The 23326-nt window shown below is 33.3% G+C and carries 22 protein-coding genes and 1 tRNA gene; 13 read left to right on the top strand and 10 right to left on the bottom strand.

Features of this window, described 5'->3' with window-relative positions; translation table 11 throughout:
• Positions 1 to 47 precede the first annotated feature (47 nt).
• Entirely contained in the window at positions 48 to 458 is a 411-nt protein-coding gene (locus EJA19_RS06330; RefSeq protein ID WP_125467506.1) for a DUF4293 domain-containing protein, read from the top strand.
• 312 nt (positions 459 to 770) lie between these two features.
• Here EJA19_RS06330 and EJA19_RS06325 read toward each other — a convergent pair whose 3' ends face one another.
• Positions 771 to 1262 (bottom strand): metallophosphoesterase family protein, encoded by a 492-nt coding sequence (locus EJA19_RS06325; RefSeq protein ID WP_125467505.1) that lies wholly within the window; start codon positions 1260 to 1262, stop codon positions 771 to 773.
• Positions 1263 to 1365: 103 nt separating this feature from the next.
• Here EJA19_RS06325 and truA point away from each other — a divergent pair, with 103 nt between their 5' ends.
• Positions 1366 to 2115 (top strand): tRNA pseudouridine(38-40) synthase TruA, encoded by a 750-nt coding sequence (truA, locus tag EJA19_RS06320; RefSeq protein WP_125467504.1) that lies wholly within the window; start codon positions 1366 to 1368, stop codon positions 2113 to 2115.
• Positions 2108 to 3871 (top strand): ABC transporter ATP-binding protein, encoded by a 1764-nt coding sequence (locus tag EJA19_RS06315; RefSeq protein ID WP_125467503.1) that lies wholly within the window; start codon positions 2108 to 2110, stop codon positions 3869 to 3871. The genes truA and EJA19_RS06315 overlap by 8 nt, the downstream gene beginning before the upstream one ends.
• Here the strand turns inward: EJA19_RS06315 and cdaA are convergent, their stop codons facing one another.
• Both cdaA and folP read right to left on the bottom strand, forming a co-directional pair.
• Positions 3872 to 4657 (bottom strand): diadenylate cyclase CdaA, encoded by a 786-nt coding sequence (gene cdaA, locus EJA19_RS06310; RefSeq protein ID WP_125467502.1) that lies wholly within the window; start codon positions 4655 to 4657, stop codon positions 3872 to 3874.
• Between the two features lie 36 nt (positions 4658 to 4693).
• Positions 4694 to 5521, bottom strand: a complete 828-nt coding sequence (gene folP, locus EJA19_RS06305) for a dihydropteroate synthase (protein ID WP_125467501.1) — start codon at positions 5519 to 5521, stop codon at positions 4694 to 4696.
• Between the two features lie 89 nt (positions 5522 to 5610).
• On the opposite strand from folP, the gene EJA19_RS06300 reads away from it, so the two are divergent.
• The 5 genes from EJA19_RS06300 (at position 5611) to tpiA (ending at position 9673) form a co-directional block, all read left to right on the top strand.
• On the top strand, positions 5611 to 6150 hold the full coding sequence (locus EJA19_RS06300; RefSeq protein ID WP_125467500.1) for a DUF1599 domain-containing protein: 540 nt from the start codon (positions 5611 to 5613) through the stop codon (positions 6148 to 6150).
• Between the two features lie 93 nt (positions 6151 to 6243).
• Positions 6244 to 7338 carry a BT_3928 family protein gene (locus EJA19_RS06295; protein WP_125467499.1) on the top strand — a complete coding sequence of 365 codons (1095 nt, stop codon included), beginning with the start codon at positions 6244 to 6246 and terminating at the stop codon, positions 7336 to 7338.
• Between the two features lie 3 nt (positions 7339 to 7341).
• A complete protein-coding gene (locus EJA19_RS06290) occupies positions 7342 to 8418 on the top strand; it encodes an ABC transporter permease (protein ID WP_125467498.1) in 1077 nt (358 codons plus the stop codon).
• A gap of 14 nt (positions 8419 to 8432) precedes the next feature.
• Positions 8433 to 8927 (top strand): TlpA family protein disulfide reductase, encoded by a 495-nt coding sequence (locus EJA19_RS06285; RefSeq protein WP_125467497.1) that lies wholly within the window; start codon positions 8433 to 8435, stop codon positions 8925 to 8927.
• On the top strand, positions 8924 to 9673 hold the full coding sequence (tpiA, locus tag EJA19_RS06280; RefSeq protein ID WP_125467496.1) for a triose-phosphate isomerase: 750 nt from the start codon (positions 8924 to 8926) through the stop codon (positions 9671 to 9673). Before EJA19_RS06285 ends, tpiA begins: the two co-directional genes overlap by 4 nt.
• A gap of 49 nt (positions 9674 to 9722) precedes the next feature.
• Here the strand turns inward: tpiA and EJA19_RS06275 are convergent, their stop codons facing one another.
• Entirely contained in the window at positions 9723 to 10925 is a 1203-nt protein-coding gene (locus EJA19_RS06275; RefSeq protein ID WP_125467495.1) for a porin, read from the bottom strand.
• A 66-nt stretch (positions 10926 to 10991) separates the two neighbouring features.
• Here EJA19_RS06275 and prmA point away from each other — a divergent pair, with 66 nt between their 5' ends.
• The 3 genes from prmA to EJA19_RS06260 all read left to right on the top strand — a co-directional run bounded on the left by prmA (position 10992) and on the right by EJA19_RS06260 (position 12249).
• Positions 10992 to 11828, top strand: coding sequence for a 50S ribosomal protein L11 methyltransferase (gene prmA / locus EJA19_RS06270; RefSeq protein ID WP_125467494.1), 837 nt, complete (start codon positions 10992 to 10994; stop codon positions 11826 to 11828).
• 2 nt (positions 11829 to 11830) lie between these two features.
• A complete protein-coding gene (locus EJA19_RS06265) occupies positions 11831 to 12106 on the top strand; it encodes an ATP-dependent Clp protease adaptor ClpS (protein WP_125467493.1) in 276 nt (91 codons plus the stop codon).
• A 69-nt stretch (positions 12107 to 12175) separates the two neighbouring features.
• Positions 12176 to 12249 (top strand) — tRNA-Arg (locus EJA19_RS06260).
• Positions 12250 to 12294: 45 nt separating this feature from the next.
• On the opposite strand, the gene EJA19_RS06255 is transcribed toward EJA19_RS06260, so the two are convergent.
• On the bottom strand, positions 12295 to 12447 hold the full coding sequence (locus tag EJA19_RS06255) for an SsrA-binding protein (protein WP_125467492.1): 153 nt from the start codon (positions 12445 to 12447) through the stop codon (positions 12295 to 12297).
• Between the two features lie 549 nt (positions 12448 to 12996).
• On the opposite strand from EJA19_RS06255, the gene EJA19_RS06250 reads away from it, so the two are divergent.
• On the top strand, positions 12997 to 14949 hold the full coding sequence (locus EJA19_RS06250; protein ID WP_125467491.1) for an endonuclease: 1953 nt from the start codon (positions 12997 to 12999) through the stop codon (positions 14947 to 14949).
• Between the two features lie 23 nt (positions 14950 to 14972).
• Here the strand turns inward: EJA19_RS06250 and EJA19_RS06245 are convergent, their stop codons facing one another.
• The 4 genes from EJA19_RS06245 to htpG all read right to left on the bottom strand — a co-directional run bounded on the left by EJA19_RS06245 (position 14973) and on the right by htpG (position 19198).
• Positions 14973 to 15377, bottom strand: coding sequence for a hypothetical protein (locus EJA19_RS06245; RefSeq protein ID WP_125467490.1), 405 nt, complete (start codon positions 15375 to 15377; stop codon positions 14973 to 14975).
• 77 nt (positions 15378 to 15454) lie between these two features.
• The gene (locus EJA19_RS06240) at positions 15455 to 16450 is read right to left on the bottom strand and encodes a transglutaminase domain-containing protein (RefSeq protein ID WP_125467489.1); all 996 of its coding nucleotides are present in this window, start codon (positions 16448 to 16450) and stop codon (positions 15455 to 15457) included.
• Between the two features lie 7 nt (positions 16451 to 16457).
• Positions 16458 to 17123 (bottom strand): carboxypeptidase-like regulatory domain-containing protein, encoded by a 666-nt coding sequence (locus EJA19_RS06235; protein ID WP_125467488.1) that lies wholly within the window; start codon positions 17121 to 17123, stop codon positions 16458 to 16460.
• 188 nt (positions 17124 to 17311) lie between these two features.
• On the bottom strand, positions 17312 to 19198 hold the full coding sequence (htpG, locus tag EJA19_RS06230; RefSeq protein WP_125467487.1) for a molecular chaperone HtpG: 1887 nt from the start codon (positions 19196 to 19198) through the stop codon (positions 17312 to 17314).
• Between the two features lie 289 nt (positions 19199 to 19487).
• On the opposite strand from htpG, the gene EJA19_RS06225 reads away from it, so the two are divergent.
• Positions 19488 to 20498, top strand: coding sequence for a 3-oxoacyl-ACP synthase III family protein (locus EJA19_RS06225; protein WP_125467486.1), 1011 nt, complete (start codon positions 19488 to 19490; stop codon positions 20496 to 20498).
• 298 nt (positions 20499 to 20796) lie between these two features.
• Here the strand turns inward: EJA19_RS06225 and EJA19_RS06220 are convergent, their stop codons facing one another.
• Positions 20797 to 23271, bottom strand: a complete 2475-nt coding sequence (locus tag EJA19_RS06220) for a TonB-dependent receptor domain-containing protein (RefSeq protein WP_125467485.1) — start codon at positions 23269 to 23271, stop codon at positions 20797 to 20799.
• Positions 23272 to 23326: the final 55 nt, after the last annotated feature.

Raw genomic sequence — 23326 nt, 5'->3', positions numbered from 1 at the left:
ATTTTTTAAAATAATCCATTATTTTTGTGCCTCAATAATTGAAAAGCGTGTTACAAAGAATTCAAACTTTATACCTTTTAGTTTCTGCTATAGTATCTGCAGGGCTCATTTTTGTATTCCATTTATGGGTAACTAACGATGGGGTGAAAATATTTGCTATAGATAATATGGTATACTTTTTATTGTTTGTAGGCTCTGCATTGTTGTCGCTAATTTCAATATTTAGATTTAAAAACAGACAGTCGCAATTTGTTTTAGGGCGACTTAATATGATATTAAACTTTATTTTACTAGGATTATTCGTGTACCGATCACTAAATTTATCTGGAGAAACAGTTGTTTCTGAGAAAGGTATTGGGATTTTTCTTCCTATTATTTCTATCGTGTTTTTGGCCTTGGCCAACAAAGCCATTAAAAAGGATGAAGATCTTGTAAAATCAGTCGATAGGTTACGATAGGCCTAACATCTTAGTAGTATTAGTGCGTTAAAACCCAAAGCGAAAGCTTTGGGTTTTTTTATTAAGATAAATTGGTTTTTTAGTTTTTTTTTCTTCTTTGAGCCTAACCTAAATCTTATAAAAATGCTCATAAAACATTTGATAGGAGGTGTAGTGCTTTCAATTGTTCTTTATACATTAGCTAATTTTTCTTTGCTAACGTCAATATTTGTAGGGATATTTACAGGAGTAACATCCTATATTAGCTTGGATTATAAAAAAACAAAGTAGATACTATCTCGAGGTTGATATTAATACTAAATCAACCTCGTTTTATTTTTTGAACTCAATCACTTCCAGATTGTCAATTTTTCTGCCATCGATGGTAAAGCGCAACATAGTTTTTACTTTATGAAACCCATGGTTTCCAATAGCACCAGGATTCATGTGCAATAAATTCAATTTTTTGTCAGGCATCACCTTTAGAATATGCGAATGTCCACAAATAAAGATGTCGGGAGGATTGCTGTTAATTTCATTTTTTAAGTTGGGGTTATATTTTCCTGGATAACCGCCAATATGTGTTATCCAAACATCAACATCTTCACAAAAAAACCTATTGTTTTTAGGGAATTCTTTTCTAGCCTTATGGTCGTCTATATTACCATAAACAGCACGAAGTGGTTTTAGTTTTTTTATGGCATCGGTTACTTTTAAGTCGCCAATATCACCTGCGTGCCACACTTCATCAGCCTCTTTAACATACTTTAAAATGGTCGCATCAATATGACTATGTGTGTCTGAAAGCAATAAGATTTTTGTCATTTACTTAAGTATAAATATTGCATTTTTTTTAATAGTTGAAATTCTCAGCTTCGCAGGAATAAAGTTATCTTTGTAGCTTCATAATACAAAAATACATTTTTAATTGCGCTATTTTTTAGAATTGTCATACAATGGAAAAAAGTATCATGGCTGGCAAAACCAACCTAATGCTATTTCGGTGCAAGAAGTATTAGAGAAAGCATTATCACGATTGTTAAGTGATGATATTGCCATTGTTGGAGCCGGTAGAACAGATGCTGGTGTACACGCTTTACAAATGTTTGCGCACTTTGACACTGGAAAAGACTTTTTGGAAAAAGATTTAATATATAAGCTCAACTCTTTTTTACCAAAAGATATAGCCATACACGATTTGTTTAAAGTTAACAGCACCGCACATGCTAGGTTTGATGCCACAAGCAGATCGTATATTTATAGAATAGCTTTGAAAAAAAATGCATTTAATTCCGAGATGGCTTATTATTTAAAAACGCCATTAGATGTTGATAAAATGAAACAAGCGGCAACCATTTTATTGGAGTATAAAGATTTTCAATGCTTTTCTAAAAGTAATACCGATGTAAAAACCTATAATTGTGCTATTGAAGCAGCCAATTTTACCATTAAAGAAGATGAACTTCATTTTTATATAAAAGCCGATAGGTTTTTAAGAAATATGGTGCGCGCCATCATGGGAACTTTAATAAATGTGGGGTTAGGCAAAATTGCAGTTCATGATGTACATGCTATAATTCGTTCTAAAAATAGAAGCGAAGCAGGGTATTCTGTGCCAGCACACGGTTTGTATTTAAAAGAAGTAACATATCCAGAAAACATAAAAAAACTTGACTAAAACAAACAAAATATTTGATTTAAAGCTTTTTAAAAGACTATTTAAGTTTATAAAACCCTATCAAAAAGTGTTTTTAGGCGTTTTATTAGCGGTTATACTTTTAGCGCTTTTTGGAGCTGCAAGACCTTATATTTTACAGCAAGCAATAGATAATAACATCGCAACAAAAACCTTTGAAGGATTTTTACCCTACATCTTAATAATGGGTGGTTTATTGTTAGGAGAAGTTGTTTGCCAGCTATTATTTATTTTCTACTCTGGATGGCTGGGTCAAACCGTGGTAAAAGATATTCGTGTCAAGCTTTTTGACCATATGATTAGGTTTAAAATGAAGTATTTCGATAATTCTTCGGTTGGTGTGTTAATTACGCGTGCTGTAACCGATATGGAACGTATTGCCGATGTTTTTGGAGAAGGTCTCTTTATGATTTTTAGAGATTTACTAACCATGTTGGTTGTATCTGCTGTTATGCTTTTTATGAACTGGGAATTAAGCTTAATTGTGTTTTTAATGTTGCCCGTATTATTATATGCAACACGCGTTTTTCAAAAGTATATGAAAAAAGCTTTTGAAGAAGTAAGAACCGAAATTTCCAATCTAAACTCTTTTGTTCAAGAACGTTTGGTTGGTATGAAAATCTTGCAACTTTTTACTAGAGAAGATACCGAATATAAACGATTTAAAGCCATAAACGAACGCCATAAAAAAGCGTGGTTAAAAACCGTGTGGTATAATTCTATTTTCTTTCCAATTGCCGAGTTGTCGTCATCTATAACAATTGGACTAGTGTCCTGGTACGGCGGTTTAAATATTGTATTATCAGAAACAGCAACTTTAGGCGATTTAACGGCTTTTATCATGATGATTCCTATGCTATTTCGTCCCTTAAGGCAAATAGCCGATAAGTTTAACACGTTACAAATGGGTATGGTTGCTGCAAATCGTGTGTTTAAAGTGCTAGATACAACCTCGCAAATAGATGATAATGGAACAACCGAAGTAAATCAATTAAGAGGTCACATACAATTTAATCAAGTAAGGTTTAGCTATGTTGAAGGCGAAGAAGTATTAAAAGGTATTTCTTTTAAAGTAAAACCAGGAGAAACCGTTGCTATTGTTGGAGCTACTGGAGCTGGAAAATCGACTATTATTAATTTATTAAACCGTTTTTATGAGATAGACAGTGGTGTTATAACTATAGATCATTTAAACGTAAAAGATGTAACCTTGTCATCGTTACGTCAGCAAATAGCGGTTGTTTTACAAGATGTGTTCTTATTTGCCGATACCATTTTTAGTAATATCACATTAAATCACCCAGAAATTACTGAAGCCGAAGTCGTGCAAGCCGCTAAAGATATTGGTATTCATGAGTTTATTATGAGTTTACCCAATAATTATCATTATAATGTAAAAGAACGAGGCGCCATGCTATCTTCTGGACAACGACAGTTAATCTCGTTTTTAAGAGCTTATGTGACTAATCCTAGTATTTTAGTGTTAGACGAAGCCACATCGTCTGTCGATTCGTATTCCGAACAGTTAATTCAAAATGCTACAGATAAAATTACAAAAGGACGCACCTCTATTGTTATTGCTCATAGATTGGCTACGGTAATTAAAGCCGATAAAATTATTGTTATGGATGATGGTAAAATTGTTGAAGAAGGATCGCATTACGAGCTTCTAAAAAAGAAAAATGGCTATTATAAAAACCTTTACGAGGTGCAGTTTTTAAAAAAAGAAACGGCTTAGTTATGATAAATCTTTTTTTATCATTTCAATAAGGTCTTGCGTGTCGTTAAACATAACAAACTCACCATCTTTAAAGTAGGAAACTTGTCCTGTTTCTTCACTAACAACAAGTGCAAGCGCATCTGTTTTCTCGGTAATACCAACAGCAGCTCGGTGTCTTAATCCAAAACGCTGTGGGATAGAATTATCGTTACTAACAGGCAAAATAACTCGTGTGGCTTTTACGGTATTGTTTTCAATAATAATGGCACCATCGTGTAACGGACTATTTTTAAAAAAGATACTTTCAATAATAGGTTGCGTTACTTTTATATTCATTTCGTCGCCTGTATTTACTAAAAAGTCTAAACTATTATTGTTTTCAAAAACAATTAAAGCGCCTGTTTTTGTACTTCCCATTTTATTACAAGCAAGAACAATAGCGTCGATGTTTGTAGTGTTACTAGCTTCGGTTTTTAAAAATTTAAAGGCTTTGAAAAAGTTTTTCTTTTTACCAAAGTTAGTCGAACCAACCATGAGTAAAAACTTTCTTATTTCGGGTTGAAACACTACAATTAAAGCAATTAAACCAACACTCATAAAACCGCCTAAAATTTTGCTTAGCATTTTCATTTGTAAGGCAGCAGTGATTAGGTAGGTGAAGTAAATAATTACAATTCCAATAAAAATATTGATGGCAACTGTACCTTTAACCAATTTATAGATGTAGTAGAGTAGAAGGGCTACTAAAATAACATCAATAATGTCTATTATGGTGAATTTTAAAAGTTCGTCAAAAATTTCCAAAGGCTAACTGTTTTCGTAAATTTAAAAATTTAAACCTTACTTAGGGGTTATTTCTGTAATTAATTTAACACATTCCATGGCTTCTTTTACATCGTGAACACGAAGTATATTGGCGCCTTTTTGTAGAGCAATGGTGTTTAAAATGGTTGTGCCGTTTAAGGCTTGATCTGGAGTGGTTTCTAAAAGTTTATAAATCATCGATTTTCTAGAGATACCTATTAACATAGGGCGATCAATAATTTTAAAAAGGTCTAGCTTACTCATGAGTTCGTAGTTTTGCTTCATGGTTTTTGCAAACCCAAATCCTGGATCGATAATAATGTCATGAATACCATGTGCTTTTGCTTGAGTAATACGTTCAGAAAAATAGTAAGCAATGTCTTTAAATAAATCGTTATAATTGGTTAGTTGTTGCATGGTTTGTGGCGTACCACGCATATGCATCATAATATATGGAACGTTAAGTTTACCAATTGTTTTTAGCATTTCGCTATCTAAAAATCCTGCAGAAATATCATTTATAATAGCCGCTCCAGCGTCGACACATTGTTTTGCAACCTTGCTTCTAAAAGTATCGATAGATAGTAAGCTGTGCGGGAATTCTTTTAGTAATAACTCTACAATAGGAATAAGTCTTTTTAACTCTTCATCTTCACTTACAAAGTTGGCATTTGGTCTAGAACTGTATGCGCCAACATCGATAAAAGTAGCGCCTTGACTTAACATTTTTTCAGCTTGTGCGAGTAGTTTTTCTGGAGCATTGTATTTTCCACCATCAAAAAACGAATCTGGTGTAACGTTTAAAATGCCCATTACTTTGGGCTGACTAAGGTTTATAAGTTGTCCTTTGCAGTTTATGGTCATGGGTTTATTAATTGATGTGCAACTTTAATACTTTAAACTTGAAACTTTAAACTATTTAAGCGAAATTTACGCAAAATTATACTGTATTAATGCAAAATACTTCAAAACAATACGATGATGTTATAGCGGTTTGTCGCGATCTTTTTGTAAAAAAAATGTCAGATTATGGTAGTGCTTGGCGCATATTAAGATTACCATCGTTAACCGATCAAATTTTTATAAAAGCCCAGCGTATAAGAGGCTTGCAGGAGAACGATGTGAGAAAGGTAGATGAAGATGAAATAAGTGAATTTATCGGTATTATTAATTATGCTACAATGGCACTAATTCAATTAGATAAAGGTGTTGTAGAACAACCCGATTTAGATGTTAAAGAAGCCACAAAACTATATGATGAAAAAGTAGCCGAAACTAAGCAACTCATGATGGATAAAAACCATGATTATGGTGAAGCCTGGCGAGATATGCGTGTTAGTTCCCTAACCGATTTAATTCTTCAAAAGTTATTACGCGTTAAACAAATAGAAGACAACGCAGGAAAAACACTTGTTAGCGAAGGAATAGATGCTAATTATCAAGATATGATTAATTATGCTGTTTTTGCCATGATTCATTTAAACGAAAAATAAGATGAAAAGGTATAATGCATATTTTACATACCTTAGTTAGCGCAACATTAATTACAGTAAAAAGAAAAAAGACAGTCACAAAACAGTAAGCACATGAGAATAGTTGTTAATATATGCCGAATATTAGTCGGTGCATTATTTATTTTTTCAGGATTTATTAAACTAAACGATCCATTAGGGTTTTCATATAAATTACAAGAATATTTTAGTTACGATGTACTTAATTTACCGTTTTTAGAGCCTTATGCGCTTATTATTTCGGTATTAGTTGTGGTGTTTGAAGTTGTTCTAGGCATTTTCTTGTTAATAGGTTACAAACCAAAGTTTACTGTTTGGAGTTTGTTAGGAATGATCGTGTTTTTCACCTTTTTAACTTTCTATTCAGCATATTTCGATAAAGTAAAAGATTGTGGTTGTTTTGGCGATGCCATAAAACTAACCCCATGGGAATCGTTTACAAAAGATGTTATTTTACTGGTGTTAATTTTGGTTCTGTTTTTTGGTGTTCGTTATATAAAACCAATTTTTAACAGGCTTAATACCACTATTGTTGCTTTGTTAGGATTTATTGCGTGTTTATGGTTTGCGTATCATGTATTAATGCATTTGCCGTCGATAGATTTTAGAGCCTATAAGATAGGAAGCAACATTAAAGAGAATATGAGTATTCCCGAAGACGCCAAAAAACCAGTCATGGAATGGACGTGGGTATTTAACGTAAACGGCGAAGAAAAAGAAATTATAACAGATGGTTCTTATCCTACGGTAGATGGTGAGTTAATTAGTTATGAAACCGAAATTATTGAGCCTGGTTACGAACCTAAAATATTAGATTTTTCTATTGAAACCACAGAGGAAAATATGACCGATAAGTTTTTAGAAAAAGACAAACTCGTTATGGTTGTTAGTTATAATCTTGAATCAACTGAAGCAGAAGGCATGGCAAAGGTAAAAGCTATGGCTCAAGAAGCTCAAAAAAATGGTTATACAGTAATAGGGTTGTCGGCCTCTGGAGATGATGTTAAGCAAAAAATAAAATCCGATTATAGTTTAGATTTCGATTTTTATTTATGTGATGAAAAAGTGCTAAAAACCATTGTTAGGGCTAATCCAGGTATAGTTGTTCTTGAAAAAGGAACCATTACACAAAAAGTTCATTGGAACGATATAGACGATTTAGAGTTTTAATATTTGCTAAACTATTTTATAAATAAAGCTTTTTATGCTGCACTAACATTGTTTGGTGTGGTAACGGTTATCTTCTTTTTGTTTAATGTACTGCCAGGAGACCCAGCACAAATGATGCTAGGGCAAAATGAAGACAGTAAGCAATTAGCTACCGTTAAAGCAAAATATGGTTTTGACAAGCCTATTTCAACTCAATATTTATATTATTTAAACGATTTATCACCATTATCATTTCATTCAAAAAACACAAACGATTATACATTTCTTTCTGAAGAAAAATATAGTGCTGTGTCACTTTTTTCAATAGGGAATAATACACTAGCGTTAAAGTTTCCTTATTTACGAGAATCGTTTACCAAACAAGGAAAAAAAGTGACTTCAGTTATAGCAGAAACTCTGCCAAATACCTTTGTCTTGGCAGTTTCGGCAATTATTATTGCTATTGTGCTTGGTATTGTTTTAGGAATAGTTTCAGCTTTATTTAAAGACCAATGGTTAGATAGAGTAATACAAGTATTTAGCACATTTGGTATGAGTGTACCATCGTTTTTTAGTGCTATTTTATTTGCTTGGTTATTTGGATTTGTACTACATAAATACACCAATTTAGAAATGACTGGGAGTTTGTACGAATTAGACGATTTTGGCGAGGCCATGCATATTCAATGGAAAAACTTACTATTACCAGCCATAGTTTTAGGTATTCGTCCATTAGCTGTAGTTATTCAATTAATGCGAAATTCGTTATTAGAAGTTTTTAACCAAGACTATATTAGAACGGCAAGGGCAAAAGGCTTGTCCGAATATCAAATTATAAGAAAACATGCGCTTAAAAATGCTATGAACCCTGTAGTTACAGCAATTTCTGGTTGGTTTGCCTCTATGTTAGCAGGAGCTGTTTTTGTTGAATATATTTTTGGTTGGAATGGCTTAGGAAAAGAAATTGTAAATGCTTTAAATACGTTAGATTTGCCAGTTATTATGGGAGCCGTTTTGGTAATTGCAACGGTATTTGTAAGTATTAATATATTTGTCGACATAATTTACACGTGGTTAGATCCAAAAGTAAAACTTGAATAATTAAACGTTAAAAAATGAAAAAACTACTTATTACCTTTTTAGCCAGTGTTGTATTATTTAATTGCGAGGCGCAAGAAGCACCAAAGCAATTTTCAGAGAAAGCACTTAACGATACTTTTGTAACATTAGAAGGTGAATCTTTAACATTTTCATCTATTTTAAATAAATACGAAGGAAAAACCATTTTAATAGATGTTTGGGCATCTTGGTGTAGCGATTGCATAAAAAGTATGCCAAATCTAAAAGAGCTTCAAAAGGAATATAACGATGTTGTTTACTTATTTCTTTCACTAGATAAAAGTGTCGATGCTTGGAAAAGAGGTATAAAAAAATACAACGTTCAAGGTCAACATTTTTACATGCAATCTGGATGGAAAGGCGATTTTGGAGATTTCTTAAATTTAGATTGGATTCCTAGATATTTAGTGGTCGATAAAAATCAAAATATAAAATTGTATAAAGCTGTAAAAGCAACAGATAAAAACCTTAAAAACGCTTTAATAAAATGAGAAGACAAATTGTAGCAGGAAACTGGAAAATGAATAACGATTTGGTAGAAACCGAAACGTTAATAAACGACTTAAAAAAGCAAACAAAAACATCTCATGCTGAAGTTAAAATAGCACCAACATTTACTAGTCTTTGGTCGGCTTTTCAAGCTACAAGAGAAGATGATATAGAAGTTGTTGCGCAGAATATGCATTTTGCAGAAAATGGTGCTTACACAGGAGAAATTAGTGCGTCTATGTTAAAAAGTATAGGTGTGAAAACGGTTATTTTAGGCCATAGTGAAAGACGTGCTTATTTTAACGAAACCGATGCCGATTTAGCAAAAAAAGTAGACACTGCCATGGCTAATAACATGGAAGTTATTTTTTGCTTTGGCGAAGAGTTGCAAGACAGAAAATCTGGGAATGAAGAAAAGGTAGTAGAAGCTCAAATAAAAAAGGCGTTATTCCATTTAGAAGCTTCGGCATTTAAAAAGATTATTTTAGCCTACGAACCAGTTTGGGCTATTGGTACTGGTGAAACTGCAACGCCACAACAAGCACAAGATATGCATGCCTTTATTAGAAAAACACTTGCTACTAACTATGGTAAAGAGGTTGCAAATGCGGTATCTATTTTATATGGCGGAAGTGTGAAGCCTAATAACGCTAAAGAAATTTTTTCTAAGCCAGATGTAGATGGCGGATTAATTGGCGGCGCTTCGTTAAAAGCACAAGATTTCTATGCTATTGTTAATGCGTTTTAATCTGGAATAAACACAATAAAAAAGGCTCGCCAAAAGCGAGCCTTTTTTATTAAATACCTATTTCTATTTGAAACCTTACATACCAATCTTCTCTTGTTGTATTATTAATAAAATTAGAGTCTGTTCTGGTAACTTCGGCTTGAAGTTTTAAAGCGTGTTCCCAAATGTATTTGGTAACCCCCAAACTGTACTGGTTTTCTTGCGGTGTTAGTGCTTCAATATCGCTATGAGGTTCTTGATAAGAGAATCTTCCAATAACTTCATAATCATTGTTAAAAATGTAACTTAATTGTGTGTCAAAACCATGTCCCGTAAACACGTATTTTGTGTCATTTATATCGTCTGGATTAACGGTTATTGGGTTGTCTGCAAAACGGCTTAAATAAGCAGTTTGAAACGCCCAACCATTGTACTTTAAAACGGCGTCTAAAAGTAACGAACTCATATCACGTTGTTCAAATAGTTCGTCGCCTATAGTACCTCTTGTGCGTCTTCCTTTTTCGTTGTAATGGTAAACACCAGAAAGCATTAATTTTGGTGTTTCTTCACGTTTTACATCACCTTCAAAAAACGCCCCATTGCCTTTAAAAGCTCCAAAAGGATAGAGCTCTAATCGACCAGTAAATGCGAGTCCGTTATCGGGATTTTTTGTCCAATTTCGCCCTTCTCCTGTACTAATAGCTGTCTTTATGTTATAAGAAAACTTGTCGGTATATTCATTTAAATAATAAGCATGAAGACCAAAATCTCTATCTATATTAAATCGTGCGTTGTTAATCGATCTATCGGTAAGTTGTAACGCACCAGAAGAGTTAATACGTTGGCGGTTTCCTGGTAGCTTAGTTTGTCCAAAACCAAAATTCCAATGGTTGTTAGGTCGGTAAAAAACAATCGCATCACGAATAATGTTAATGTTACCATGATCTTCTAGTGGACCAACATCTCTTGGAGAAAATGATAATTGAATAACATACAGTAACCTTGGATCGCCAACATAACCATCAAGCCTTAAACGGAGACGTCTTATCATGGCTTCATAGGCGGTGTCATCATCTTCTGGAAGAAATGCAGTAACACGATTTTGCATTCTAAACCTAATGTTTAATTTAAAAATACTGTCTGGCGATGTAATTCCTAATCCTTTACCATAGCTGTAATAAGGTAAGGCAGAAAGTTTTATATCGTTGGTTTCTTGTGCTTTAAGAGATGTAAAGCATGAAATTAATAATAGCGTAAGAAGAAATCTAGTCATAATTTATTCAAATTTGCTGCAAAAGTAATAGTATCTTTATATTCCTTAGTAAATTTGTCAAAAAAAATGAACGAAATATATTTAGGCTACACCTTTAAAGTGTCGCCCAAGCAACCAGGAACCGATATTTTAATTGCCGAATTAGGCGAATTAGGTTTTGAAAGTTTTGTAGAAAACGAAGATGGCGTAACAGCTTACATTCAAAAAAACGAATGGCATGACAATATCTTAGAGGGGATTCACATCATGAATTCGGAAGAATTTAATATCACTCATACCTTTGAAGAGATTGAACAAGTAAATTGGAATGAAGAATGGGAAAAAAACTTTAACCCTATTGTAGTAGATGATATTTGTGCCGTAAGAGCGCCGTTTCATGACACTTTTAATACCGAATTTGAAATTGTTATAGAGCCTAAGATGAGTTTTGGTACTGGGCATCATGAAACCACCCATATGATGATTCAACATATCTTAAAAAACAATGTTGAAGGAAAGTCGGTTTTAGATATGGGGTGTGGAACAGGTGTCTTAGCCATATTGGCAGAAATGAAAGGAGCCAAAGCTGTTGATGCAATAGATATTGATAATTGGTGCTATTTAAATAGCCTTGAAAATATTGAACGTAATAACAGTAAAAATATTTCGGTTTATGAAGGTGATGCTAGTTTGTTAGAAGGAAAGTTATACGACGTTATTATAGCCAATATTAATAGAAATATTTTACTTAACGATATGAAAACGTATGCCACTTGCTTAAATAACAATGGTTTATTATTTTTAAGTGGTTTTTATAAAGAAGACATTCCAATAATTGAAAATGCGTGTAATAAACATAACCTAATGCTCGTTGATAGTTTGGAGAAAAACCATTGGGTAGCCTTAAAATTTAAAAAAGCATAATAATGAGTACGCAAGAAAAAACACTCGAGGAGGTTCTTCTCGATGAAGCAGTAAAAAAGGAAAATGAAATTGTACTTTACAATGATGATGTCAATACGTTCGATCACGTTATTGATACGTTAATTTATGCTTGTGATCATACTCCTGAACAAGCCGAACAATGTTCTATTATTGTACACTACAAAGGGAAATGTACTGTTAAAACAGGTGCTTTTAACGATTTAAAACCTAGATGCAGTATGCTACTAGAGGCAGGTTTAAGTGCAGAAATTATTTAAATAGAATATTTTTTTTAAATCTCTTTCATGAAATAAATAATTGGGTTATATTTGCACCCACTTAAAAAAGGCCTCGTAGCATAACTGAATAGTGCACTTGATTACGGCTCAAGAGGTTGCAGGTTTGAATCCTGCCGAGGTCACAAGAAAATAAAGACTTTCATTCATTTGGAAGTCTTTATTTGTTTTTAATCCAAGGCATTTTTGGTAACAAAATATCTCCAGCCAATAAGCGCCAACTGCAATTTAGATGCTCTACTTAAATCCAATTGCTTTTTAGTGTAGCTAGGTAACACAACCTTATTAACTTTTGCAAGAAATTTAAAAAATACTTTTGTCATATCTTACAAATATACAGACCTTAAATTAACTCTTCAACTATAGGTTCTTTATTTAAAAAGTAAAACTCATTCTAGAACTAAGTTTTACATTAAAATTACTTAAAATAAAGAAACGATAAACTCAATTATCGCAATAGCAAGTGTTATCATACTAGGTAAAATTTAAGGTTAATAGTTTAGTTGTTTTTAATTTGAGTTGTCAATATATATTTTCAGGTAAATTATGTCCAAAAAAATGATATAAAATCCGTGAAATTAACTTCTTATTTGTAGGTTTTTTAATGGTTTGTATTTTAAATAAAAACAACTTTTTCTTAATTGATGTTTTAAATTAAAGCTTATTTATATTTTTTTGTTTTTAAATGTAACTTTTAAAGGGCGTTTTTTGAAGTGTTTTAAAAATGCTAGGCAGAAAATAGCTTGTAAAAGGGGCTTTTGGTAGTTTTTATCTTTTTTTAACCCTATCAAAAAATAATTTTAAGATTTAATAATCTTAAAAAACGCTTAAAAAATAGCTTATATTAATACATTTGCGTAAATCCCCTTTATATGAATAAAATAGTACTCTTTAGTTTAACTTTTTTATTATCGTTAAGCATACAAGCCCAAGTTGTTATTAATGAATTAGATTGTGATAATCCTGGTGTTGATGAGCAGGAGTTTGTCGAATTAAAATCCGATACACCAAATTTTTCACTAGACGGATATGTTTTAGTGTTTTTTAATGGTTCTAGTTCTGGGAACGATTCTAGCTACATGGCCATAGATTTAGACGGTTATACAACCGATGTAAATGGTTTATTGTTAATAGCTAGCGATACAATGACACCTTTTCCTCAGTTAATTATTTCGGCAAACACTATCCAAAATGGGGCTGATGCCGTTGCTATCTATCAAGGACACGATTACGACTTTCCAGAAGGTACGCAAGCTACCCAAACCAATTTAATTGATGCGTTGGTTTACGATACATCAGATTCAGATGATACCGAATTAATGGCATTATTAGGTGTTACAGAACAGATTAATGAAGGCTCTAGTGGGAACACTAATTCCATACAAAGAAATAACGACGGAACTTATACCGTAGCAACACCAACACCAAGAGCCTTAAACGACGGTAGCGGTATTAATTTTAATGCGATTACAATTTCTACCTCACAAACACATTATAACGAAGGTGAATCTTTTGATATTATTTTTACTGCCGAGGAAAATGCTAATGCTGATTATACCTTTAGTTTTACACTAAATAACTATGGATTTAACACGTCCGATTTTACAGGAAATACAACAGTAACTATACCAGCCGGACAAAATTCTGTTACAACAACCATCACTTTGGTTGATGATACGTTTGATGAAGGCGATGAAGAACCACTAATTGTATTTTCAGAATTAGAATCGCCATTCATTCCGTTTAACAATTACTTAAAATTACGAGTTGTAGATAACGATTATACTGTAGCACCTTTTGGGACACCTATTAACCCAACTTATAATGTTGTTGAAAGCACGCAACCTAATGGGTATTACAATAGTTTAGATGGGTTAAGTGATGCTAATTTAAGACAAGCACTTCAAGATATTATTGCAGAAGAAGGTGTTGTTAGAGCACAAACTTATAATGAAGTGATTGATATTTTAAAAGAAGCTGATGAAAACCCTCTAAATAGCAATCAAGTATGGTTAGTATATTTAGAGGAAGGCCGCGCCAAATTAGATTTACAGACAGGATCTAATAATTCTGGAAAGTGGAATAGAGAACATACTTTTCCACGATCTAGAGGAGGGTTTTATAGTATTGAAGACGATGAGGTTTTTGATGGTGTAGATGTATTTTGGAATACCAATGCCGATTCTTTACGTCATGGAAACTCCGATGCGCATGCCTTAAGAGCTGCCGATGGTATAGAGAATAGTACTAGAGGAAACCAGTTTTATGGTGAGTATACTGGTCCTTCTGGAACTTTAGGCGGATTTAAAGGAGATGTAGCACGTAGTGTGTTTTATATGGCAGTACGTTACAATGGATTAGAGATTGTAAATGGTTTTCCCGATGGAAACCTTGGTGAGTTTGGCGATTTAGCAACCTTGTTAGATTGGCACAGAAACGATCCGCCAGACGATTTTGAAATGAATAGAAACAATGTTGTTTACAATTGGCAATTTAATAGAAACCCTTTTATTGATGAACCAGATTTAATCGAGTATATCTGGGGAAATATGGTAGGTGAAACATGGAGTGCTACAATGAGTATTCCTGAAAATAATCAGAATACTGTAGTGGTATATCCAAACCCAACACAAGGACAGGTTTTTATTAAGGGCCTAAACGAAGATGCGCAAATCGAGGTGTTTTCAATTGAAGGAAAAAAAGTGTATTCTAACAACATAACCGTCAATCACTCAAAGCTGAATTTACAACTCTCAAAAGGCGTGTATTTAATGCAAATAACCACATTAAAAGAAACGGTAACCAAAAAAATAATTATTAATTAAGAGGTGAGAATAGTCTACTTTTCTTAAGAAGCTACGTATTCAATTTTTCGAAACCGAATCGCATTCCAATCGGGGTTTATTTCTATTTGCCTAATGGGTTTTAACCAAAAATCCATTAGGTCATTCCAAACATGGTCATGATATAGTTCAACAATATTGGCTTTTGAGGTTTTACTTGGAAAAGCAACCCATAAAACACAGTCTTCATGAAGCTTTGGTAATAAAGTAAGCATTTGGTCAATAAGTTGCTGTTGCGAGGTAATGAAAAGCAAAGCAAACCCCACACAAGAGGTTTGGATAAGCGACTCGGAAATATGTATGCTATCTAATCCTAGAGCTTTTAAATCACTCTCAAAATCATTTGGCTTATTAAGAACCAAAATATGATCGTGGTTTTTTAGTTTTAACCTTTTAATCAACGATTTCATATTAAACGAATTACGTCTACTAAAGATACTAAAATTTAAGGATTTTTTGTTAGTATTATTGTAAACAATATAAACCTCTATTTAGAAACCCGAACAATATAGGTTGCTACAATATCCTCGTTAATTTTTAAATGTGCATCGTAATAGCCTTTATATGGGTATTGGCATGTGAAGGATGTTAGTCCATTCTCGGTTTTAATATTAGAAATTTTAAAGGTAATTTCTTTTGTTCCAACAAACTGAACCATTGAAATTTGGTCTTCAGAAATTAGCTTATCCGATTTTACTTTAAATTCTATAGGGGTGTTTTTTTTAGTAGTTATAGCCATTTTATTTGGACTAATAGGGAGAACATTATACTCGAAAGTTTCACCATAAACTAGAGGAGAGGCGATAAATTTGGCATTAATTAAGTTTTCATTGAGTAACCATTTTTTGTGTAATGGATAGTGGTTTTGAGCAAACAAAACGGGATCAGTTAAAAAGTAGCCGTCATTATAATCGGCAACAAAAATATTGTTCAAACTATAGCCGCTAGACCACGTGGCATCGCACAAATACCATTTGTTGTTAAGTTTAACTGCGTTCCATGAGTGATTAGGCATATCAAGACTCTCAGCATTACTTTGAGAGGAGCGCCCATAACCATCAATAATCTTACATTCAATATTAGCTAAAAAACATAATTCTTTAATTAAATAGGCATAACCTGTGCACATTGTTTTTTTACGCCTTAGTAAGGTTTTAAATACGTTTTTTTTATATGTTGAATTCCATTTTAAATATTCTAAACTATCTAGTTTAGTTCGTTTTCTAATAACTCTATTACCCTGACGAATATCGTTTTTTATGTTGTGGCACACCCAATAGTAAATGGCTCGAAACTTTTCTACATCGGTATGAAGTTTATAAGTTAACTTATGTACTAGTACTGGTAGGTTATCTAAACTATAACCTTCATACAGTTTTGCAGTATTGTCGGCTTTAGCAAAATCTATATCTTTAAAGTCAGATACTTGCGCATGAGTCCAACTAACTAAAATGGCAAAAAAAACAAAAAATAAATGTTTCATATAAATTTTATTTTCTTTTAGATTTATACACACTTTTTTTAACCACTTTCCCCATAATAATACACGAGGCTGTTGTCATATCTATATTTAGTTCTATGCTTTGAGCAGACTCCTTATTTGTGATAGTTATCTTTTTAGATTCATAACCTAAATAGCTAAATACAAGTATATCGCCTTTTTGTAGTTTTTGAGGAAACTCAAAATTACCATCAAAATCTGTAGAAGTGCCAATAGTTGTACCTTCTAAAATAATGTTTACACCTGGTAGAGGAAGATTGCTTTCTTGCACAGTACCTTTTACAACAATATTAGCTTCTTCACCTTGTGTTTGTATTTTAGGTTGCTTGGTTTTTATAATTTCTGTTTCTTGAGCCTGAGTTTTTCCAAACGAGAATAATGCTAAACAAGCCATGCTAATACCACTTAAAAAGTTAAGCTGATGTCTTTTTTTAGGTGTAGAAAAGGTTTTTAATTGCTTGTTTTTAAAACGCCCGCAAATATTTTTAGCATTGTTATTTTTAAAATAGGCTGAAATTTCTTCTGGACTCATTTGAGTAAAATCGATAACCTCTTGGCTACACGAGTTACAAAACCCGCCTTGTGGCGTTGTGGTAAAATCCTCAAAGTTTTCTTGGCATGGGGACTTGATATTGAGGTTGAATGCTTTTTTCATAATACAAAATGTTAAAGTTATGGTTCAAACCTAAGCAAGCATAACTTACCATGAAATTAGGAATTGGTGAAAGTGATGTTTTGGTGAGTGTGAGCCATATTTCGTTTAGGCACAAAAAAACCACTTCGATTAGGAAGTGGTTTTTTCTAAATTCTAATATTGCTGCAGTAGCCAAACGCTCTTGCTTCTTATTTAATCATATCGTAGCTACGTTTAATAAAGTTGGTGAGTTCTTCACCTTTAAGCAGTCCTTGGCTTAATCGTGCCAAGTCCAAGCTTTGATTGATTAAGCGTTCTTGTTTCTTCTTTGTTTTGGTGTTTAAAATGTCACCTACCAACTCAGAATTTGTGTTTACAACCAAATTATACATATCTGGCATATTGCCCATGCCAAACATACCGCCGCCGCCAGTAGCTTGCATTTCTTTCATACGACGCATAAATTCGGGTTGCGTAATCATAAATGGTGCAGCATCGCTATCCATAGTTTCTAATTGTACGGTAAATTTATCAGCAGGAATCACTTCTTTAAGTAATTCGTCTAGCTTGGTTTTTTCATCATCACTTAATTTGGAAATTTTGTTGTCGTCTTTCTTAATTAAGTTGTCAATATGATCGGCATCTACACGTGCAAACGAAATATTTTCTTTAGAGGTTTCTAGCTTTTGCATTAAGTGCGATACGATTGGCGAATCTAACAACAACACTTCGTAGCCTTTGGCTTTTGCAGCTTCAATATAACTGTGTTGTTCATCTTTATTCGATGCGTAAAGAATAACCAATTTGTCGTCCTTATCGGTTTGTTTGGCTTTAATGGCATTGTAAAGTTCATCGTAAGTGTAATACTTGCCATCAACTGTTGGGTAAAGAGCAAATGCATCGGCCTTATCAAAGAATTTTTCTTCAGAAAGCATACCATATTCAATAACGATTTTAATATCGTCCCATTTCTTTTCAAAATCTTCACGGTTATTGTTGAAAAGCGACTTTAACTTATCGGCAACTTTACGTGTGATGTATGACGAAATTTTCTTAACAGCACCGTCGGCTTGTAAGTACGAACGCGATACATTTAACGGAATGTCTGGGGAATCTATCACACCGCGTAGCATGGTTAAAAATTCAGGAACAATACCTTCTACATTATCGGTTACAAAAACTTGATTTTGGTATAATTGAATACGATCTTTTTGTACGTTTAAATCGTTTGTCATTTTTGGGAAATATAAAATTCCCGTTAAGTTAAACGGATAATCCACGTTTAAGTGAATGTGGAATAATGGTTCCTCAAACTGCATTGGGTACAACTCGCGATAGAAGTTTTTGTAGTCTTCCTCTTCTAAATCGGTTGGTTGTTTGGTCCAAGCAGGGTTTGGGTTATTAATAATATCATCTACTTCTTTTGTTGGAGCAGGATCGTCTTCTTTTGCGTCTTCAGGTTTTGGTAGCGTTTCAGTTTTGGTGCCAAATTTAATAGGGATTGGCATAAACTTGTTGTATTTCACTAAAAGCTCACGAATACGAGACTCTTCTAGGAACTCGTTATCGTCTTCATTAATATGAAGAATAATCTCGGTACCTCTTTCGGTTTTGTCGTGAGGTTCTAAAGTAAATTCAGGCGAGCCATCGCAAGTCCAATGTGCAGCTGGCTCATCTTTGTGAGATTTGGTAATGATTTCTACCTTGTTGGCAACCATAAAAGCCGAGTAAAACCCAAGACCAAAATGCCCAATAATACCAGAGTCCTTAGCTGAATCTTTGTACTTGTCTAAAAATTCTTCAGCACCAGAAAACGCTACTTCATTAATATACTTCTCAACCTCTTCGGCTGTCATACCAATTCCTTGGTCTATAATGTGAAGTTTTTTGCCTTCTTTATCAATTTTAACTTCAATCTGCGGATTGCCATATTCTACTTTAGCTTCACCAATACTAGCTAAGTGTTTTAGCTTTAAAGTAGCATCTGTAGCATTACTTATTAATTCACGAAGAAAAATTTCGTGATCACTGTACAAGAATTTTTTAATGAGCGGGAAGATGTTTTCTACCGATACATTAATGTTTCCTTTTGCCATAATTTAAATTTTATTAATTATTCCTACTGATTAATAGGAGGATTTAAACATTTATTTTCTGTTTTCTATTTGACAAAAAAAATACCAATGCCAAAAAAGTGACAAACTGACACGGAATTATCAGGATTAAGTTATGCCACGACATGCATTGTATTTAAACTTTTGTTTCTTGGAATGTATTATTTACCCAAATTTGAGGCAGTTTATTATGCATGCATAACGATAGGATGTGTTTTTTTAACTGGGTTTTATTGGAAATATTTAAATTGCGCAGGCTAATTTTTAAGATATGTATAATTCGAAAATAATAGGTTTAGGTTACTATGTGCCTGACAATGTGGTTACCAATGATGATTTAACAAAACTCATGGATACTAGTGACGAGTGGATTCAAGAGCGAACGGGTATTAAAGAGCGTCGTTGGGTAAAACCAGGAAGTGGCGATACCACATCTGCAATGGGTGTAAAGGCTGCTAAAGTAGCAATAGAACGTGCAGGGATTGATAAAGACGATATTGATTTTATTGTTTTTGCCACTTTAAGTCCTGATTATTATTTTCCTGGACCAGGAGTTACCGTTCAAAAAGAATTAGATATAAAAACTGTTGGAGCGCTTGATGTTCGTAATCAATGTTCAGGGTTTGTATATGCCTTATCTGTTGCAGATAATTTTATTAAAACAGGTATGTATAAAAATGTTCTGGTTATTGGTAGTGAATTGCACTCTCATGGATTGGACAAAACAACTCGCGGTAGAGGTGTGTCTGTAATTTTTGGTGATGGTGCTGGTGCGGCAGTTTTAACAAGAGAAGAAGATAACAGTAAAGGTATTTTATCAACACATTTACATTCCCAAGGTGAGCATGCCGAAGAATTAAGCTTAATTGCTCCAGGAATGGGCAAGCGTTGGGTAAATGATATTATAGCCGATAACGACCCTAATGATGAGAGTTACTATCCATATATGAACGGACAGTTTGTGTTTAAAAATGCCGTAGTGCGCTTTAGCGAAGTGATTATGGAAGGCTTAAATAAAAATAATTTAACGCCAGAAGATATAGATATGTTAATTCCGCATCAAGCTAATTTACGTATCGCACAGTTTATTCAAAAGAAGTTTCAATTGAAAGACGACCAAGTGTTCAATAACATTCAAAAATATGGAAATACCACAGCGGCTTCCATACCGATAGCCTTGACAGAAGCTTGGGAACAAGGAAAAGTAAAGGAGGGCGACACTGTTGTATTGGCAGCCTTTGGTAGTGGGTTTACTTGGGGAAGTACTATTATTAAATGGTAGTCAAATAAATAATTATAATTTAAAAAATAGAAAAACCCGAAGCTTTAAGAAGATGCTTCGGGTTTTTCACTATTAACCAACTTAACTAACACTAAATGAAATTTAAATCTTGCTGATTAACTTATCACTCAATAATATAGACGTAAAACTGTTTAGAATATTTCATTAGAGAGAGGTTTTAACTATCATTTAACATAAAAACGAAAACCCAAGTTAAAATAACTTGGGTTTTCTGGTTTAGTGGTCAAACATTAACACTAACCATCAATTATTATGTTATAACCACTAAATTGTATGTTTACATAAATCCGCCGCCGCCAGATTTTACATCATTATCTCTTTGTTTACGTTTAAGCGCTCTATATTTGCCGCCACCAAAACGGTAAGATAAGGCAATGTTCCATGTGTTACTCTCCCAATTAAACTCTCCATTTGCAGGGTATGGCGTGTCATTTTTAAAGGCAAACTGCATGGTGTTAAAAATGTCGTTATAGTTAAAGCTAAACGTAGCACGATTATCTTCTAAGAAGCTGTAACGCAATCCTGTGTTTACAAAATACATAGGATCTCTTTTAAATTGTACGCCTTCTTCTTTACCACGATACATAGCAAAAAGCGATAGGTTTAGTTTTTTGGTTGCTTTAAAATTATTGAATACTCTAAAATTCCAAACCACGTTTTCAACCTCGCTATTAACTGTTACAATGTCGTTAACAGTGGCATTTGGTAAATCGTTAGAATCGATAAATTCTGTGATTCCTGTTTGAGTTTGCGAATACAAATCAAAACTACCGTTTAAGTTCCACCATTTTGTGGGTCTATAGTTACCTGATAGCTCTATACCATATGCCGATGTGTTGTCGAAATTTCCGTAAGATAAAATAGAGTTGGCCTCTGGAACGTTTGTACGATCTATATTAACTAATCGGCTAATTTGGTCTTCAATAATTCTGTAAAACACACCGCCTGTTAAACTTCCGTTAGCTAAATTTCTTGTGTAGTTTAATTCTATTGAATTAGTGAATTGCGGTTTTAATTCTGGATTTCCGTAAGACGATATACGTGGTGTACTCCATTCACGAATAGGGTTTACTTGTCGTAATCCGGGACGGTCTACACGACGACTATAGCTTAATTGGTATGAGTTTTTATCTGATGCGGTATATGTTAAAAATGCCGATGGATAAACTTGAAAATAATCGTTTTCAAAAGGTAAAAACTCGGTTGTGTTATCACTAAAGGTTCTTAACGGTTCGGCATCTACATTAACTTGTTCAAAACGTGCGCCTATTTGATAGCTCCACTTTTCTAGTGTTTTACCATAAGTAGCGTAAAGTGAATAGATATTTCTGTTATAATCAAAATTTGTCGATGGCGTTGGAATAATAATTCCATTGTCGTTAAAAGTAACACCTGTTGATTCGTAATCTATATTAGAGTTAAAAAGCCTAACCTCACCACCAACTTCTAGTTTTGCTTTGTCACTTAATGGGTTTACATAATCTACATTTATGGTTGTTTGGTCGCGTTTTGTATCAACAAAATCCATGTAATCGTCTGGAAAACTAAAGTTAATGTAGTTAAAATCTGCAATTTGATCTTGGCTAAAATCGTTGTAATCAATTTCAACATCTAAGGTTTCATTTTCCTTTTTAAACTTGTGTTTATAGGCTAGATTGTATTGGCCAGAAATATTATCGGTTTCATCGCCAAAAATTTGTTGTCTTGTTGTGGCGTCAGCATCGGTTAATAATGTATTTCCAACACCGTTACCATTAAAATAGTTTTGATTGGTAAAAAAGGAAACCGTATTGTTGTCGTTTAGGTAATAGTCTACACCAACCTTAAATAAATGCGATTTGTTATTGTTATAAAAATCAAGGTTTTGCTTAGAGTTGTCGTCTAATCGGTTTATCTCGCCAAAATTGTCATATTTTCCTATGTTGTTGCCGTAGTTACCATAGAAATTGAACTTTCCGTTACGATAATTCATATCTATAGAACTATTAAACTTGGCGTAAATTTCTTTAGTTAGTCCTAGGTTTACATTTCCGTTAAAGCCTAGTTTGGTGTTTTTATGAAGAATGATATTTATAATACCACTCATGCCTTCTGGATTGTATTTGGCAGAAGGGTTTGTAATTAATTCAATCTTTTTAATAGAAGTCGATGGAATTTGACGAAGTAATTGTGCCACAGGAACATTACTTAATTTGCCGTCTACCATAACACGTACATTTTCGTTGCCACGTAAGCTAATGTTACCTGTTTGTTGATCGACGTTTACAGAAGGTAAGTTGGTCATAATATCCGATGCTGTAGCACCAGCTGTAGTTAAATCTTTACCAATAGTAATCACTTTCCTATCTACTTTTTGTTGAATAGTAGATACTTCGGCAACAACGGTAACTTCGTCTAGAGCTGCAGCTTCTTCTTCAAGATAAATATCACCTAAATTAACCCTGTAATTATTTTTATTAATGGTGATGTTTTTAGTTATTGTTTTAAAGCCAATAAACTGAATGTTAACTATAATGTCACCTTCTGGAATAGAAGAAATTTTAAAGTTACCATCATCATCGGTAATTGTTCCAGTAATAGTTTCTCCCGATTTATTTTTTACAACAATAGTAACATACGGCATAGGTTCTTTTAAAGTAGCATCGATAACTTTTCCTGTAATGGTGCCGTCTTTAAATAAGGCATTGACTGAGTTTTGTGCAGATGAAGCTATCGTGATGATAAATGCACAAAATAATAATACATGTTTCATTTAATTGGTTTTAGTTAATTTATTTTGATTGATGAACTTTTTGTTCTATTATCAT

It is taken from the genome of Mangrovimonas spongiae (assembly GCF_003944795.1).
GTDB classification, from domain to species: Bacteria; Bacteroidota; Bacteroidia; order Flavobacteriales; family Flavobacteriaceae; genus Mangrovimonas; species Mangrovimonas spongiae.
This window is presented reverse-complemented; position numbering and strand designations above follow the sequence as displayed.